The sequence below is a fragment of the Marinospirillum sp. genome (assembly GCF_044810985.1).
Taxonomy (GTDB): Bacteria; Pseudomonadota; Gammaproteobacteria; order Pseudomonadales; family Halomonadaceae; genus Marinospirillum.
Window position 1 is genome coordinate 2,791,815 of record NZ_CP085242.1, and the last position, 15,703, is coordinate 2,807,517.

Genomic DNA, 15,703 nt, shown 5'->3' on the forward strand with positions numbered 1-15,703 from the left:
TTATATCTCCGTATCAATGATCTGTTGAGGGTGCCTGCTGGGCGCACGTTGTGGGGGTTTGCCCAGATGACAGTCAATGCGTTCGACATCAGCGCCCAGACGCCTGAGGCGGGCTTCCAGAACACTGACTTCCTTTTGCATGGGCCCCCAGGCTTCCTTGGCTTCAACCCAGACGTCGGCTTTTAAATGGGTGCCCTTGAGTTTCAGCCGTGTGTGCACCCGCCCCCAGTTTCTCAGATCAAAACTGAGTTCAACTTCCCAGCTGCGGGTTTTGCGTTCTTCCTGCTCGGCTGCCGCTTCAGCATCTTTTTCCTCGATCCAACGCCGCACTTCCAGCTGTGCCTGAAACCAGTCACCACGAATGCTGTAGGGTAAATCCATCTGGATCACCTGGGCCGGTTGTCCCCTTTCATGACTGGTTTGGGTGGCCTGCAGGCTGCTCTGCTGTAATACCTGAATGCGTGACTGAGCGGCCTGCAATTGTTGGCCCAGCTGTTGTTGTACCTGCTGCTGATTGGCTTGTTGGCCAGCAGTGCCCTGGCCCCGCAACTGGGCGCTGGCCTGTTGCAGCAGTAGCTTCAAATCCCCCTGCAGCGGATTGGTCTGTACGCCTCTGACTAGGTTGGCTTCCAGCAGGAGTCCGCTGGCCGGGATAAAGGCCTGAAGCTGTTGTGCCGTTGGAGCCTTGTTGCCTTGGGGTATCAGACTCAGAAGGCTGGAAAGATGCTGCTTCAGGGTGGGTTCGGCTCCCTGCAAGGGTGCAGCCGTAGCCCGGATGCCGGGTTGAAGTCCAGGCTGGGGGGCTTGCGGGCGGGCTGTAGCCGGTTCAGCGGGCAGTTGTCGGGCCAGTTGAGTGATCTGTTGCAGCGCCTGACTGAGAGGAGCCTGACGCGGCAGGGCTTGACGCAGTTGCGCGCCTGCCGCCTGCAGGAGGGTTTGCAGGCTGGCTGTTTCAGTTCGGCTGGTGGTTGGGTTGGCGGGTGCGGCCAGACGTAAGGCATCAAGCAGTTGCAGGGCTTCTGGGTTCAAAACTTTCAATTGTATTGAGGTGCTGCCATCAGGGCGACTTATCTGCAGCTGTTGACCGGGTTGCAGGGGGCGATCCATGACCAGGGAGACTTGTTGGCCACCGGGCAGCTGCAGTTGAATGCGGTGGCTGGATGAAGCTTCACCCTGGGCGGCTGCTTGGGTCTGGCTGGAGACCACCTGTGCCAACAGGGTTTGGCCGGGGTTCACAGGCAGGCTCTGACCTGTTGCAGGGCGGGCATTGAGTGTGGGCAGCTGGCTCAAAATCTGGCTGAGCTGCTGAGCAGTCTGGCCTTGCGGCGAATTTTGGGCCACCAGACGCACTTCCACCTGCCCCTCGGCTCGGGCCTGGAGTTGCACCTGTTGACCCTGGGCCAGGGGCCGATCCAGCCGCAGGGTCATTTGTTCGCCATTGTTGAGCTGCACCTGAACGCGGTGCCCTTGTCCCTGCTGGGCCGGTTCACTGGAGACGACCTGGGCCTGCCCTGCCTGTCCGGGTGGCAGAGCGGGCCGCCCCTGCGTTATAACGCCGCGCAGCAGGTTGGCCTGATGACTGCTGGTGTCCGCTGATGCTCCACGTGTAGGCGGCAGACCTTGCATGATGTATCTCCGCTATAAGTAGCCAGATGGAGTTATCTGGCAGATTACCCAGGATCATAGTAAAGTGTGCGGCTGAATTGAACTGTATTTTTTTGCTAAGGCCTAGCCAATCTGATGTCAGTAACCACTTCCAGATCCCCCCTGTTAACTGTCAGACAGCTTAGCTGTGAAAGGGATGAGCGTCTGTTGTTTTCCGGTCTGGATTTTGATCTCCATTGCGGTGATCTCCTGCAGCTGGAAGGCCCCAACGGGGTTGGCAAAACCAGCCTGATGCGTCTTCTGGCTGGCCTTTTGCCTGTGAGTTCAGGAGACATCGGCTGGCAGGGTGAACCCTTGACGGCGTGTCGTGAGGATTTTTATCAAGCGATGCTTTTTATCGGGCATCTGGCGGGTATCAAGGCGGAACTGACCCCCCTGGAAAACCTGCATTGGTTTGCCGCCCTGGAAGGCGGGGTGCGGGAGGAAGACCTGGAGGAAGCCCTGAATCGAGTGGGCTTGAGAGGTTTTGAAGATCAGCCCTGCCATCAGTTGTCAGCCGGGCAAAAACGCCGGGTTGCCCTGGCTCGTCTGCTTTTTACATCACGCCCACTCTGGCTTCTGGATGAGCCTTTTACTGCTCTGGATAAGCAGGGGGTTGCCGCCATGGAGCAGCTTCTGGCGGATCATGCCGCCGAGGGCGGGGCCGTGATTCTGACCAGCCATCATGCCCTGGAGCAGTTGGCCGGCCTGCGAAAAATTCATCTCGGCCAGAAGCCGTCTGCAAGTTATGAGGCTGGCAATGTCTAGATCATCTGCGACCTTTTGTCGCCTCAAGCAAAAAACAGCGAACTTACCCAGTCTGGCCACTGTCTTTGTAGCAGCTTTGGGAAGAGAGTGGCGGCTGCAGGTGCGCCGGCGCGGCGATCTGATCAACCCGTTGGTGTTTTTTGCCCTGGTGGTGGTTTTGTTCCCACTGGGTATTTCGCCGACTGAAGAAATCTTGAGTCCGGTGGCACCGGGAGTGCTCTGGGTCGCTGCCCTTCTGGCCACCTTGATGTCTCTGGATGCACTTTTCAGGCCGGATCTGCTGGATGGTTCCCTGGAGCAGCAACTGGTCAGTGGGTACCCCCTGGCACCTCTGGCTCTGGCCAAACTAGCCGTGCACTGGTTGCTTTCCAGTTTACCCTTGATTTTGTTATCCCCGTTTCTGGGTGTCATGTTGTACCTGCCCTGGCAGGCCCAGGGGGTTTTGATGTTGTCACTGCTTCTGGGCAGTCTGGCCCTGAGCCTGGTGGGAGCCATAGGGGCAGCCCTGACGGCAGGTGTGGGCAAATCGGGTGTTTTGATGACCTTGCTGGTCTTGCCTTTTTATATTCCTGTGCTGATTTTTGGCACGGGCGCCATGCAGGCCGCCATCACCGGTGTCTCACCGGCAGCGCACCTGGCTATGCTGGCGGCCCTGGCGGCCCTGGCCCTGGCCCTGGCACCCTGGGCGGTAGCCGCGGGTTTGAAAATTGCAGTATCCGGCGAATAAAAATGAAACTTTTATATTGGCAGCTTTGAGGTGCATAACGTGTGGAAATGGCTGAAAACCCTTTATCACCGTCTGGGGTCTCCAAAATGGTTTTATCAGATCACCGGCACCTGGCTGCCCTGGTTTGCTGCAGCCTCAGTGCTTTTGCTGGCTTCAGGCCTGATCTGGGGGCTGGCATACGCGCCCATGGACTATCAGCAGGGGAACAGTTTTCGGATTATTTACATTCATGTGCCTGCGGCCCTGCTGGCTCAGTCGGTGTACATGATGATGGCCATCGCCGGGGTTGTACTGCTGGTTTGGAAGATAAAAATGGCTGATGTGGTGGCCCAGTCTCTGGCCCCTGTCGGTGCCAGCATGACTTTTATTGCCCTGGTCACGGGAGCTATCTGGGGCGTACCCACCTGGGGAACCTGGTGGATGTGGGATGCCCGGCTGACTTCAATGCTGATTCTGTTCTTTCTTTATCTGGGGGTGATGGCGCTCAGGGAAGCCCTGAAACCCCAGGAAGTGGCGGCCAAGGCCTGTGCTGTGCTGGCCATCGTGGGGGTCATCAATATTCCCATTATCAAATACTCGGTGGACTGGTGGTATACCCTGCATCAGCCCGCCACCTTCACCCTGACCGAAAAACCGGCTATGCCTGCTTCCATGTGGGTGCCGCTGCTGATCATGGTGTTGGGTTTTTATGCCTTTCTGGGCTGGTCGGTGCTTTTGCGCGCCAGGTCGGAAGTGTTGAAGCGCGAGCAGAAATCCGGCTGGGTTAAAGAATTATTGCAACGGAAGTGAACCATGTATTTCGATAGTTTGTCCGAGTTCTTCAATATGGGTGGCCATGCTCTGTATGTCTGGAGTTCCTTTGCCATCAGTTTACTTTTGATGCTGTTGAATATTCTGCTGCCCTGGTGGCGGCTGAGGTCAACACGACAGCAGCTGCAACGCCAGATCCAACGCGAAACCAGGCAGCAAGAAACTTCCCCCTCAATCACTGAGCAACAAGGTGAGCAAGCATGACGCCGAAACGCAAGCAAAAATTATGGCTACTGGGTTTGATGCTGGGCGGGGTATCCCTGGCCGTTGGCCTGACCCTCTACGCCTTGAGTTCCAACATCAACCTGTTTTTTGCGCCCACCCAGATTGTTGCGGGTGAGGCTCCCCAGGATCGGGAAATTCGCGCCGGGGGAATGGTGGTTGAAGGCAGTGTCCAGCGGGATACTGAGAGCTTGCAGGTGCGCTTTGCAGTGACCGACAACAATGAAGAGATCTGGATTACCTTCGACAAGATACTTCCCGACCTGTTTCGTGAAGGCCAGGGCGTGGTTGCGGTGGGTCGTCTGAATGACCGGCAGGAGCTGGTGGCGACTGAGGTGCTGGCACGGCATGATGAAAACTATATGCCCCCGGAGGTGGCCGAAGCTCTGGAGGCGGCCGGTCAAATGCCCGATCACTCGCCCTATGCCAAGAACAAATCTTCCGACGAGTCTTACTAATTCAACCAGGGTGTTTTTTTGATGGATATACTCTACTTGCCGGAGCTGGGGCAGTTTGCATTGATTCTTGCCCTGGTCATGGCCTGTGTACAAGCTTTGTTGCCACTGGCCGGTAGCATCACCCGCCAGCCTTTATGGCTGGCCTATGCCCAGCCCGCAGCCTGGGCACAGTTTGCCTTACTGACCGTCAGCCTGGTTTTTCTGGGTGTCAGTTTTCTGGTGGATGATTTCAGTGTGGCTTACGTCGCCAACAACTCCAATTCAGCCCTGCCCTGGTTCTATAAACTCAGTGCCGTCTGGGGTGCCCATGAGGGTTCCTTGCTGTTATGGCTGTGGATTCTGGCGGGCTGGACTTTCGCCGTGAGTTTTTCCAGAGGGCTGCCTGCGGAAGTTCTGGCCAGGGTTCTGTCGGTGCTGGGTTTTGTCAGTATCGGCATGCTGTTGTTTGTGATCCTGACTTCCAATCCCTTTGATCGTTATCTGCCGCAAATTCCTTCCGATGGTGCGGATCTCAATCCCCTTTTGCAGGATCCAGGGCTGATTTTCCACCCGCCTCTGTTGTATATGGGTTATGTGGGTTTTGCGGTGACCTTTGCCTTTGCGCTTGCCGCCCTCTGGAGCGGTAAGCTGGACACAGCCTGGGCACGCTGGAGCCGCCCCTGGACTTCCGTGGCCTGGGCTTTTCTGACTTGCGGCATTGCCCTGGGCTCCTGGTGGGCTTATTACGAGCTGGGCTGGGGCGGCTGGTGGTTCTGGGACCCGGTGGAAAATGCCTCCCTTTTGCCCTGGCTGCTGGGTACTGCCCTGATGCACTCTCTAGCGGTGACCGAAAAGCGGGGTCTCTTCAAGAGCTGGACGGTATTGCTGGCCATAGCCACCTTCTCAACCAGTCTGATGGGTTTCTTCCTGGTGCGCTCAGGTGTACTCAATTCCGTGCATGCTTTTGCCAATGACCCGGATCGTGGCCTGTTTCTGTTGTTGCTGCTGGGGGTCACCATCGGTGTCTCGCTGCTGGTTTACGCCTTGAGAGTGCCGACTTTGAAAGCCAGGGCCAGCTACTCGCTGATTTCCAAGGATGTCTTCCTGCTGGCCAATAATGTGATTCTGGTGGTGGCAACCCTGACGGTGCTTCTGGGTACGGTTTACCCCCTGCTCATGGATGCTCTGAATCAGGGTAAAATCTCGGTGGGCCCTCCCTATTTCAACGCCCTTTTCGTTCCCCTGATGCTGTTGCTGGGGGTATTCATGGGGCTGGGGCCGGTGAGTGACTGGAAAAGCATGCGTCTGGACAAGCTCCGGAAAAAAATCTGGCTGTCTGGAGCGATTTCTCTACTGCTGGGCTTCATTCTGTTGCCCTGGGTTTATGATGGGAGCTGGAGCATCTGGGTTGCCCTGGGCCTGACACTGTTTTTCTGGGTGGTCACCACCAGTCTTCGCGATATCTGGGAAGCTTCCCGTGGCAAAAAGGGCTGGCGTGGCATTTCCCGCAGCCGCTGGGGTATGTTTGGGGGTCATGTGGGTGCTGCGCTGATTGTTCTGGGGGTCACCATGGTGGCCAATTATGGCGAGGAAAGGGATGTGCGCATGTCTATTGGTGAGCCGGTTAAGGTCAAAGACTACGAGTTTACCCTGACCCAACTGGGCGAGCGGGAAGGCCCCAACTTTTCGGCGGATACCGCAACCATCGAAATGCGTGACAGTGAGGGTCGTCTGCACAGAACCCTGACTCCCGAAAAGCGCAACTACCACGTTCGGGGTATGCCGATGACCCAGGTCTCCATCGACTGGGGGCCTCTCAAGGATATCTACGTGGCCATGGGCGAGCCGGTTGCTGAAGACGCCTATGCCATGCGCATCCACTACAAGCCTTTTGTGCGCTGGATCTGGTGGGGTGCTTTCATTGCCGGTCTGGCCGCCATTCTGGCCGTCACCGATCGTCGCTATAAAGTGCGTGTGCCCGAATAACCCGGAGTGAAACCATGAAGCGAGCTTTATTGTTTTTGCCTCTGATCATTTTCATTGGTCTGGGTATTTTTCTTTACAAGGGTTTGAGCATGGACCCCGCGGCGCGGGATTCAGCTCTGCTGAACAAACCTTTACCTGAGTTTACCCTGCCGCGCCTGGATAACGAGGATCTCAAGGTGAGTCGGGAGGATCTGCTGGGTGAGGTTTTCCTTTTGAATGTCTGGGGAAGCTGGTGCCCGACCTGCTATGAAGAGCATGATCAGCTGATACGCCTGGCCGAGGAAGGCGTACCGGTGGTGGGCCTGAATTACAAGGATGAACGTCCCAAGGCTTTCCAGTATCTGGCTCAGCAGGGTAATCCTTACACTCTGAACCTCTTTGAGCCGGACGGGGTTCGCGCCCTGGCTTTTGATCTGGGTGTCTACGGCGCCCCGGAAACTTTTTTGATTGATAAGGAAGGCATTGTCCGTTACCAGCTGTCCGGGGAAGTCACCCCGCAACTGGTGGATGAAACCATCCTGCCGGAGGTGCGTAAATGGCAAAACGCGCAGTAGTTCTTTTATTTTTGCTCTTCCTGATACCCGCGGCTCAGGCCGCAATCGAGCTTTATGATTTCAGCAGTGAAGAAAAACGCGTCCGTTTCCATGAGCTGGGAGCCGAACTGCGTTGTCCCAAGTGCCAGAACCAGAGCATCATTGACTCAGGGTCGGCCAGTGCTTATGACATGCGCCAGGAGCTTTATCAGCTGCTGGAAGAAGGCTACACGGATGAAGAGGTGTTTGAACATCTGAAAGCGCGTTTTGGTGAATTCATCCTCTATAAGCCTCCGGTTCGCGGTGATACCTGGATACTCTGGTTCCTGCCACCATTTTTGATACTCAGCGGTTTTGTGATTCTGGTGCTTCTGGCGCGCTCACGTCAAAAGCAGGCCCCGGCCAGCCAGAATGACTCGGTTTCAGAGCGGCAGCTGAAACTGAAAAAGATTCTTGAGCTTGACTCGGAAAAATCCTCACCATCCAATTCTAAGGACTCATCATGACTGGAATGTGGATCGGCATGATCCTGCTGGCCCTAATGACCGGACTTTTTCTGATCTGGCCGGCACTGCGCAGGCCCCGACTGACAGAACGCCTGGTGGCCCAGGAAAATGCCCGACAACTGGCCAACATTGACATCTACAAGCAAAAACAGGCTCAGCTGGAACTGGATCTGGAAGAAGGCCGGATCACCGAGGCTGACTACGCCACTCTGAAAGCGGAAGTTGAAGACTTGCTGCTGGATGATGCCGGGGAAGAGAAACACCAGCGCTGGCAGCTTCCCGGCAAAAAGGTTGTGGCGATGGCCACTCTGGCCGTACTGGCGGTCAGCTTGGCCTCTGCCGGATTTTTGTACACCCAGGTGGGGTATGCGCCCGCTCTGCAAACCTATTACTCCCAGCAGGAATTGATCCGCGAAGGTCAGCAGGATTTCGGCAGCCTGCTTAAGCGCCTGGAAGATACGGTTCAAGCCAACCCGGATGATGTTGAGGGCTGGTCCCTGCTGGCACGAATCTATATGGATATGGGACGCCTGGAAAAGGCTGCCGATGCTTTTACTGAACTACTGCGTTTGCAGGGTCCCAATGCCCGGCTTTTGGCCCAGAAAGCCCAGGCTCTGTATTTTGCCGATGGCAATACCCTCAGCTCCAGAGTCCAGCAACTGGTGGATGAGGCCCTGGAACTTGATCCCGGTGAGCCTGCCGTTCTGAGTCTGCTGGGTATGGCTTCCTACCAGCAAGAGGAATGGGATGAAGCCCGGCGTTACTGGGAAAGAGCGCTGCGCCGTGCCGAGGGGGCCAATGCCCGGGAATCCTTGCGTGAAGGCGTTAATGAGACCCGCCAGCGTTTGGGTATGGAACCGCTGGAAGAAGGTGGCGTCGGCTTCAATGTTGAGGTCAGCCTGAGTAATGCGGCCAAACTGCTGGTGGACCCCAGAGCCACTGTCTTTGTCTTTGCTCATCCCCAGGAAGGTCGGGGAGCACCCGTTGCTGTCACCCGCCTGCGGGTTTCCGACCTGCCAGCAACCGTCTACCTAAGTGATCAGCAGGCCATGAGTGCTGATAACAACCTCTCCTCGGTGGATGAGGTGGTGATCCAGGCGCGGATTTCCAACTCAGGTCGCCCCCAGGCTCAGGAAGGTGATTGGGAAGGGCAAACCGATGTTTTGCAGGTCCAAGGTCAGCAGCAGGTTGAGGTGGAAATCAATCAGCAGCTACAATAGTTGTTGGTAACCACTAACACGGAAAGGCATGCGGCTAAAATCCATCAAACTGGCGGGGTTCAAATCCTTCGTGGACCCCACCACGGTCAGCTTCAAAAGCAACCTGACGGGTATTGTCGGGCCGAATGGCTGTGGCAAATCCAATGTGATCGATGCGGTGCGCTGGGTGATGGGCGAGTCTTCGGCCAAATACCTGCGTGGCGAATCCATGACGGATGTGATTTTCAATGGTTCCCGCAATCGCAAACCGGTTGGTCAGGCTTCCATTGAGCTGCTGTTCGACAACTCCGAAGGCAAGCTGGGCGGAGCCTACGCCCAGTATGCGGAAATTTCCGTCAAGCGCGTGGTCACGCGCGAAGCCCAGTCCAGTTATCTCTTGAATGGCAGCAAATGCCGCCGCCGGGACATCACCGACCTTTTCCTCGGCACCGGGCTGGGTGCGCGCAGTTATGCCATCATTGAACAGGGCATGATCTCTCGCCTGATTGAAGCCAAACCTGAAGAATTGCGTACTTATCTGGAAGAAGCGGCCGGAATCTCCAAATACAAGGAACGTCGTCGTGAGACTGAAAACCGCATTCGCCGCACCCAGGATAACCTGGAGCGGCTGGAGGATGTCCGCGAAGAACTGGGCCGCCAACTGGAGCGCCTGGGTCGTCAGGCCGAAGCGGCCCGACGTTATCAACAGCTCAAGGCAAACGAGCGCAAATTCAAATCCGAACTGGCCGTGCTGCGTTGGCGCGAAGCCGACCAGCGCCTGGTTGGTGTGCTGGAACAGATTTCCAATTATGAGCTGCAGCAGGAGTCCTGCCTGGTGCAGTTGCGTCAGGGCGAGGCCCGTCTGGAAACCAGCCGTGAAAAACAGGCCCAGGCCACGGATGCCCTGGATCATGCCCAAAAGCAGCTCACCGACACCAGCCTGCAGATTGCGCGCCTGGAGCAGGGCCTTGCCCATCGCCAGCAACGCGAGCGCCAGTTGCAGCAGGAACTCGAAGAACTGGCCCGCGAAGAGCAGAAATCCCGTCAGGCCCTGCAGGAAGATCAGCAAGAGCGTAAACAGCTGCAACAGCAACTGGAAGACACCCAGCCCCTACTGGAAGAATTGAGTGAGGCGGAAGAGCTGGAGCAGGAAGGCCTGGACCAACTGGAAGAACAGCTTCACGAGCTGGATCTGAGCTGGGAAGCGTTTCTGGGCCGGGTCGAACAGGATCAAAGCCAGGCGACGCTGGCGCAGGCCAGAATTCAGCAACACGAACGCAGTCTGCAAAGCTTGCGTCAACGCATTCAAAAGCTTGATGAACACCAGCAGCAATTGCCCGGATCAGGAGAAACCGAACAGCAGCTGGACGCCCTGGAGCTGGAACGTGAAACCCTGGAAACCCAACTGCTGCAGCTGGATGAGCGGGAGGAAGCCACCCGCAGCAACAAGGAAAGGTTTCAGGAAGAGCTGCAACAACTGCGTCAGACCAGCCAACAAACGGCAACCCAGCTGCAGCAGCAAAAAGGGCGCTTGGCTTCTCTGCAGGCTTTGCAACAGGCCGAACTTGAAGGCCAGGATGCCGAACTGGAAACCTGGCTGCAGCAAAAACAACTGCAGGACTGGCCGCGTCTGGGCGAATGGCTCCAGGTGACGCCCGGTTGGGAAAAGGCCGTGGAAACCTGCCTGCAGGGTGAGCTGGCTGCACTCCTGTCCCCAGTGCCCCTGGATGCCAATCTGGCCCAGCAACTGGTGGACCTTCCCAGTGGTGACCTGCGCCTCTACCAGCAGCACTCTGATGCCCCGCCAGAGCAAAACCCCACCAGCCTGCTGAGCAAACTGCAAAACAGTGCCTCCCTACCCGCCAGCCTGCAGCAGCAGCTCAACAGAATCGGGGTGGTGGATAATCTCTCGTTGGCCTGGTCTGCCCGAAACAGCTTGCAGGATGGAGAGAGCCTGGTGACGCCACAGGGTGAAAGAGTCTTTGCAGACGGCTTGGTGCTGCAAGCGGAAAATGCCCGCAACCTGGGCGTTTTGGCCCGTCAACAGGAGCTGCGTCAGCTGGAGGCCAGCGCCGAACTTCTGGAAGAAGAGCAGGCTGAACAACAGGACCGGGAGGCGGAGCTTCAAGAACAACTCCAGGCCAGTGAAGCCGAGTTGCAAAGCCTGCTTCAGCAGCGCAAACCCCTGCAACAGCAGCTTAATGATCTGAGCAGCCGCCAGGCCAGCCTGCAAACACAGCTGGATCACACGCTTGAACGCAAAAGCGAGTTGCAGGAAGAACACCAGCAGTTGCAGGAAGAACAGCAGGAACTCCTGGAAACCCTGCAGCAGGATCAGGAAGTCTGGCAGGAAGCCTTGCTGAAAGTCGAAGAAAACAGTGAAGCGCGCCAGGGGCAGCAGCAACACCGGGATGGGCTACGCCACCAGCGCGAACATAAACGTCAGCAGCTCAAGCAGCGTCAGGCTGCCCTGCAGGAAGCCCGCATCAAACAGCAACAGCTGATGACCCGGGAAGTGGCTGCCGGTCAGGCCCTGGAGCGCCTGGAGCAACAGCTGGCCGGTTATGAAAGCAAAAAAGAACAGCTGCAACTGGATCTGGAAGCGGCCACCGAACCCGGCAACGAACAGATGCAGCAGTTGGAGGAGTTGCTGGAAATCCATCAGCAACAGGAAGACAGAGTTCAGCAGCTACGCCAGCAACAACAGCAGGCCCAGGAAGAACAGCGGCTGCTGGAACAGGAACGCAGCCAGCAGGATCGCGAACTGGAAAGGCTGCGCAACCTGCTGGAACAGGAAAGATTGCAGCAACAAGGTTTGATGGTAAAACGCGACAGCCATCTGGACAGTCTGGCCGAACAGGAACTGAGCCTCAAAGAAGTGCTGGAAACCCTGCCGGAAGAGGCCCTGGAATCCCGCTGGCAGCATGAACTGGAAGACACCCAGGCACGCATCAAGCGGCTGGGAGCCATCAACCTGGCTGCGATAGAAGAATACGACCAGCAGTATGAACGCAAAAGCTATCTGGATGCCCAGCATGCCGAGCTGACCGATGCCCTGCAAACCCTGGATCAGGCCATCCGGCGTATTGACAAGGAAACCCGGCAACGCTTCAAGGCCACCTTTGAGCAGGTCAACCAGGGTCTGCAGGAGCTGTTCCCCAGGGTTTTTGGCGGTGGAACAGCTTGGCTGCAGCTGACCGGCGATGATTTGCTGGAAACCGGTGTGGCCATCATGGCACGGCCTCCCGGCAAGAAGAACGCCACCATCCACCTGCTTTCAGGGGGTGAAAAGGCACTCACCGCCCTGGCCCTGGTATTTTCCATCTTTGAACTCAATCCGGCCCCCTTTTGTATGCTGGATGAAGTGGACGCCCCCCTGGATGATGCCAATGTCGGGCGCTATGCCAAACTGGTTCGGGACATGTCCGAGCGCATTCAGTTTATCTACATCACCCACAATAAACAGGCCATGGAAAGCGCAGATCAGTTAATGGGTGTTACCATGCAGGAGCCAGGCGTTTCCCGATTGGTGAGCGTTGACCTGGATGAAGCTTCTGCTATGGTTGCCAGCTAGTTTTTTTGCTGTAAGCAGGTGCACAAAATTGCTAAGATTATGCGCTTAATCCAATATAAGCAGGCATTTACTTTTATTTCAGGGGCTGAATTTTTCTATGGGTTTGCAAGAAGGGTTACTACTGCTGGGTGCAGCGGTTTTCCTGCTGATATTACTTGATGCTCTTCGTCGCAAACGCGCTGCTGCCCGTCGGGGTGAGCAGGACGACTATGACGATCCTGAAGAGCAGGCCAGACGCGAACAGCTGGCACGCGAACTACCCGGTATTGATGATCCTGAAATCAAAAAGTCACGCCAGGATCTTGACCCCCTGTTTGATGAAATCAACGTCTTTGATGACGACCCCATTCCCGTGTTGCGCAACACCGTGCAACTGGAAGAGGGGGAGGCGGATCTGGATGCCAACCCGGAAGTCAGCCCCATGTCGGTTGATGAGGTTCGTCGCCTGTTTGAGCGCGACCCGGAGTTTGATGCCGAAGCCAGACGTACCGCCCAGGAATTCCAGGAGGAACTGCAAAACCAGTCTTCCCCGGTCACGGAAGAACAGCAAGCTGATGGTCGGCCCCTGGACCCTTCGGAAGTGGATGACCTGTTTGATATTGAGCCCCACCCAGGCCAGCCGCCAGAAACCCAGCCCGCACCAGCGGCTGCCGAACCCGAGGATAAAGTGCCCGAGCCCAAAAAACCGGCAACACCCGAGCCCGAGCCAGCCAAGCCGGAAACGGACCAGCGCGATGAGGAGCTGCGCTCTTCCCTGCTGGTCAGCCTGGAACAACTGGCCTGGGGCAAGGCTGAAGAGTTTTTGACCATCAACATCAATGCTCCTGAAGACCTGCCCTTCGAGGGCTCCAAGCTGGCCTATCTGATGGATATGATCGGCATGCAGCTCAGCCCTTCGGGTTTTTTCCATTATGTGGAAATGGAGCAGGGTAAATCGGTGCTGGGTTACTCCCTGGTCAACATGTTCAGCCCCGGTACTTTTGACAAGAAGGCCATGGATGAATTTACCAGCTTTGGAGTGGTGCTGGTGATGGCCCTGCCCAACACCAATAAGCCCCAGGCCATTTTTGAGCGCATGCTGGAAACCGCACGGGTGTTTGAGCGCAACTGGGGTGCAGAACTTCAGGATGAACAGCGCAGCAACCTGACGCTGCAAACCATTGAACACTACCGTCAACGCATCCAGGATTTCGAGCGCAAAACCCGCTTGAAAGCCATTAAGGCCCGGAAAGACCAGTAATTGCTTGTGGAACGCCCATGACCGCCCAGCAAGACCCGCAACGTTTGCACCAGCTGCGCAGTCAGCTGCATGAACACAACCATCGCTACTATGTGCTGGATGATCCCAGCATTCCGGATGCTGAGTATGACCGGCTGTTTCGCGAGCTTCAGCAACTGGAAGAGAAACACCCTGAGTGGGTGACGCCGGACTCTCCCACCCAGCGGGTGGGGGCCGCACCTCTCAGCAGTTTCCCGGAAGTGCACCACCAGGTGCCCATGCTTTCTCTGGGGAATGTCTTTGATGATGCCAGCCTGCAAGCCTTCGTGAAACGCATTCAGGACAGTCTAAGCGATCTGGGTCGAGCCGCGGACAACCCCGAATTCTGTTGTGAACCCAAGCTGGATGGCCTGGCGGTCAGTTTGACCTATGAACAGGGTATTCTGGTTCAGGGTGTCACGCGGGGTGACGGCCAGAGCGGTGAAGGCATCACCGAAAACCTGAAAACGGTTCGCTCCATCCCCCTGCGTCTGCAAGGCCCTGCAGACAGCTGGCCCGATTTGCTGGAAGTTCGTGGTGAAGTCTACATGCCGCGTGCTGCTTTTGAGCAAATGAATGATCGCGCCAGGGACAAGGATGACAAGGTTTTTGCCAACCCCCGCAATGCAGCCGCAGGCAGTCTGCGCCAACTGGACCCGCGTGTGACCGCCAAGCGTCCCCTGGAATTCACGGCTTATCAGGTAGCGCGCATCAGTGCCAGCCATGACAGGGAAACCCATTTTCAGGCCATGCAGAAGCTGGCTGACTGGGGTTTCAAAATCAGCAGTGAACTGGACGTGGTCAAAGGTTATCCGGGCCTGAAGGATTACTGCGACCAGCTGGCTGCAAAACGCGACCAACTGCCTTTTGATATTGATGGAGCCGTACTCAAGCTCAATAACCTGCGTCTGCAGGCCGAGCTGGGCTTTCGTGCCCGCGAGCCGCGCTGGGCCACGGCCTACAAATACCCGGCCCAGGAAGAAATCACCCGCCTGCTGGATGTGGAATTCCAGGTGGGGCGAACCGGCGCAGTGACACCGGTAGCCCGATTGGAACCGGTGCAGGTGGCCGGTGTCACCGTATCCAATGCCACCCTGCACAATATGGATGAAATAGCGCGTCTGGATGTGCGCATCGGCGATCAGGTCATCGTGCGCCGGGCCGGGGATGTCATCCCCCAGGTGGCCAAGGTGATCCTGGCGGAACGCCCTGCCGAGGCCCGCAGTATTCATGCACCAACGCAATGCCCTGTGTGCGGCTCGCATGTGGAAAGGGCCGAAGGTGAAGCCGCTTACCGCTGCACCGGTGGCCTTTATTGCGCTGCCCAGCGCAAGGAGGCTCTCAAGCATTTTGCCAGCCGCAAGGCCCTGGATATCGAAGGCCTGGGTGAAAAACTGATTGATCAGCTGGTGGAAAAAGAATGGGTGAAAACACCTGCTGACCTTTATCGCCTGACGGTTGAACAACTGGCCAGTCTGGAGCGTATGGCCGCAAAATCAGCGAAGAATCTGGTCGAGGCTCTGGAAAAAAGCAAAGCAACCACTTTGCCACGTTTTATTTATGCTCTGGGTATTCGTGAAGTGGGTGAAGCCACAGCCGCCAGTCTGGCCCGGTATTTCGGCAGCCTGGATGCCCTGAAGCAGGCCAGCGAGGAGCAGCTTCTGGAAGTCGATGATGTTGGTCCCATCGTTGCCCAGCATCTCCGTGTCTTCTTTCATGAGCCTCATAATCAGGACACTCTTGAAGACCTTCTCTCACAAGGGATAACCTGGCAGGAAACCCAACAGCGCCGTGAAGATCTGCCCCTGAGCGGCCAGACCTGGGTGCTGACCGGCAGCCTGGAAAGCCTGACCCGTGATCAGGCCAAGGAGCGACTGGAAGCCCTGGGTGCCAAGGTCTCCGGCAGTGTCTCCAAAAAAACCAGTCAACTGGTGGCCGGTGCTGCAGCCGGCTCCAAACTCAGCAAGGCTGAATCTCTTGGGGTGCCGGTGATGGATGAACAAGAACTGCTGGATTTACTCAAAAAGCAAGAAGGTTGA

At 56.8% G+C, this 15,703-nt stretch carries 13 protein-coding genes; 12 read left to right on the forward strand and 1 reads right to left on the reverse strand.

Features of this window, described 5'->3' with window-relative positions:
* Positions 1-1,626 carry a flagellar hook-length control protein FliK gene (locus tag LG323_RS13210; RefSeq protein WP_404417062.1) on the reverse strand — a complete coding sequence of 542 codons (1,626 nt, stop codon included), beginning with the start codon at positions 1,624-1,626 and terminating at the stop codon, positions 1-3.
* A gap of 114 nt (positions 1,627-1,740) precedes the next feature.
* Between LG323_RS13210 and ccmA the strand changes: the two genes are divergently transcribed.
* The 12 genes from ccmA (at position 1,741) to ligA (ending at position 15,703) form a co-directional block, all read left to right on the forward strand.
* On the forward strand, positions 1,741-2,412 hold the full coding sequence (ccmA, locus tag LG323_RS13215; RefSeq protein WP_404417065.1) for a cytochrome c biogenesis heme-transporting ATPase CcmA: 672 nt from the start codon (positions 1,741-1,743) through the stop codon (positions 2,410-2,412).
* Entirely contained in the window at positions 2,405-3,139 is a 735-nt protein-coding gene (ccmB, locus tag LG323_RS13220) for a heme exporter protein CcmB (RefSeq protein ID WP_310695135.1), read from the forward strand. Before ccmA ends, ccmB begins: the two co-directional genes overlap by 8 nt.
* A 51-nt stretch (positions 3,140-3,190) precedes the next feature.
* Positions 3,191-3,928, forward strand: coding sequence for a heme ABC transporter permease (locus LG323_RS13225; RefSeq protein ID WP_404420141.1), 738 nt, complete (start codon positions 3,191-3,193; stop codon positions 3,926-3,928).
* A gap of 3 nt (positions 3,929-3,931) precedes the next feature.
* Positions 3,932-4,153, forward strand: a complete 222-nt coding sequence (gene ccmD / locus LG323_RS13230) for a heme exporter protein CcmD (RefSeq protein WP_404417068.1) — start codon at positions 3,932-3,934, stop codon at positions 4,151-4,153.
* Complete coding sequence (gene ccmE / locus LG323_RS13235) at positions 4,150-4,629, forward strand: cytochrome c maturation protein CcmE (protein ID WP_404417071.1); 480 nt, start codon at positions 4,150-4,152, stop codon at positions 4,627-4,629. The genes ccmD and ccmE overlap by 4 nt, the downstream gene beginning before the upstream one ends.
* A gap of 21 nt (positions 4,630-4,650) precedes the next feature.
* Positions 4,651-6,594 carry a heme lyase CcmF/NrfE family subunit gene (locus tag LG323_RS13240; RefSeq protein WP_404417074.1) on the forward strand — a complete coding sequence of 648 codons (1,944 nt, stop codon included), beginning with the start codon at positions 4,651-4,653 and terminating at the stop codon, positions 6,592-6,594.
* A gap of 14 nt (positions 6,595-6,608) precedes the next feature.
* Positions 6,609-7,148 (forward strand): DsbE family thiol:disulfide interchange protein, encoded by a 540-nt coding sequence (locus tag LG323_RS13245; protein ID WP_404417076.1) that lies wholly within the window; start codon positions 6,609-6,611, stop codon positions 7,146-7,148.
* Entirely contained in the window at positions 7,130-7,633 is a 504-nt protein-coding gene (locus tag LG323_RS13250) for a cytochrome c-type biogenesis protein (RefSeq protein WP_404417079.1), read from the forward strand. The genes LG323_RS13245 and LG323_RS13250 overlap by 19 nt, the downstream gene beginning before the upstream one ends.
* Positions 7,630-8,853, forward strand: coding sequence for a c-type cytochrome biogenesis protein CcmI (ccmI, locus tag LG323_RS13255; RefSeq protein ID WP_404417082.1), 1,224 nt, complete (start codon positions 7,630-7,632; stop codon positions 8,851-8,853). The genes LG323_RS13250 and ccmI overlap by 4 nt, the downstream gene beginning before the upstream one ends.
* 28 nt (positions 8,854-8,881) lie before the next feature.
* Positions 8,882-12,406: a chromosome segregation protein SMC gene (smc, locus tag LG323_RS13260; RefSeq protein WP_404417085.1), complete on the forward strand. Its 3,525-nt coding sequence runs from the start codon at positions 8,882-8,884 to the stop codon at positions 12,404-12,406.
* 97 nt (positions 12,407-12,503) lie between these two features.
* Positions 12,504-13,646, forward strand: a complete 1,143-nt coding sequence (locus tag LG323_RS13265) for a cell division protein ZipA C-terminal FtsZ-binding domain-containing protein (RefSeq protein ID WP_404417087.1) — start codon at positions 12,504-12,506, stop codon at positions 13,644-13,646.
* 17 nt (positions 13,647-13,663) lie between these two features.
* Positions 13,664-15,703 carry an NAD-dependent DNA ligase LigA gene (ligA, locus tag LG323_RS13270; RefSeq protein ID WP_404417090.1) on the forward strand — a complete coding sequence of 680 codons (2,040 nt, stop codon included), beginning with the start codon at positions 13,664-13,666 and terminating at the stop codon, positions 15,701-15,703.

Excerpts from the sequence above, each read along its gene's own strand:
- LG323_RS13210 (WP_404417062.1), bottom strand. The coding sequence starts at position 1,626 with ATGCAAGGTCTGCCGCCTACACGTGGAGCATCAGCGGACACCAGCAGT.
- ccmA (WP_404417065.1), top strand. The coding sequence starts at position 1,741 with ATGTCAGTAACCACTTCCAGATCCCCCCTGTTAACTGTCAGACAGCTT.
- ccmB (WP_310695135.1), top strand. The coding sequence starts at position 2,405 with ATGTCTAGATCATCTGCGACCTTTTGTCGCCTCAAGCAAAAAACAGCG.
- ccmD (WP_404417068.1), top strand. The coding sequence starts at position 3,932 with ATGTATTTCGATAGTTTGTCCGAGTTCTTCAATATGGGTGGCCATGCT.
- ccmE (WP_404417071.1), top strand. The coding sequence starts at position 4,150 with ATGACGCCGAAACGCAAGCAAAAATTATGGCTACTGGGTTTGATGCTG.
- LG323_RS13240 (WP_404417074.1), top strand. The coding sequence starts at position 4,651 with ATGGATATACTCTACTTGCCGGAGCTGGGGCAGTTTGCATTGATTCTT.
- LG323_RS13245 (WP_404417076.1), top strand. The coding sequence starts at position 6,609 with ATGAAGCGAGCTTTATTGTTTTTGCCTCTGATCATTTTCATTGGTCTG.
- LG323_RS13250 (WP_404417079.1), top strand. The coding sequence starts at position 7,130 with ATGGCAAAACGCGCAGTAGTTCTTTTATTTTTGCTCTTCCTGATACCC.
- ccmI (WP_404417082.1), top strand. The coding sequence starts at position 7,630 with ATGACTGGAATGTGGATCGGCATGATCCTGCTGGCCCTAATGACCGGA.
- smc (WP_404417085.1), top strand. The coding sequence starts at position 8,882 with ATGCGGCTAAAATCCATCAAACTGGCGGGGTTCAAATCCTTCGTGGAC.
- LG323_RS13265 (WP_404417087.1), top strand. The coding sequence starts at position 12,504 with ATGGGTTTGCAAGAAGGGTTACTACTGCTGGGTGCAGCGGTTTTCCTG.
- ligA (WP_404417090.1), top strand. The coding sequence starts at position 13,664 with ATGACCGCCCAGCAAGACCCGCAACGTTTGCACCAGCTGCGCAGTCAG.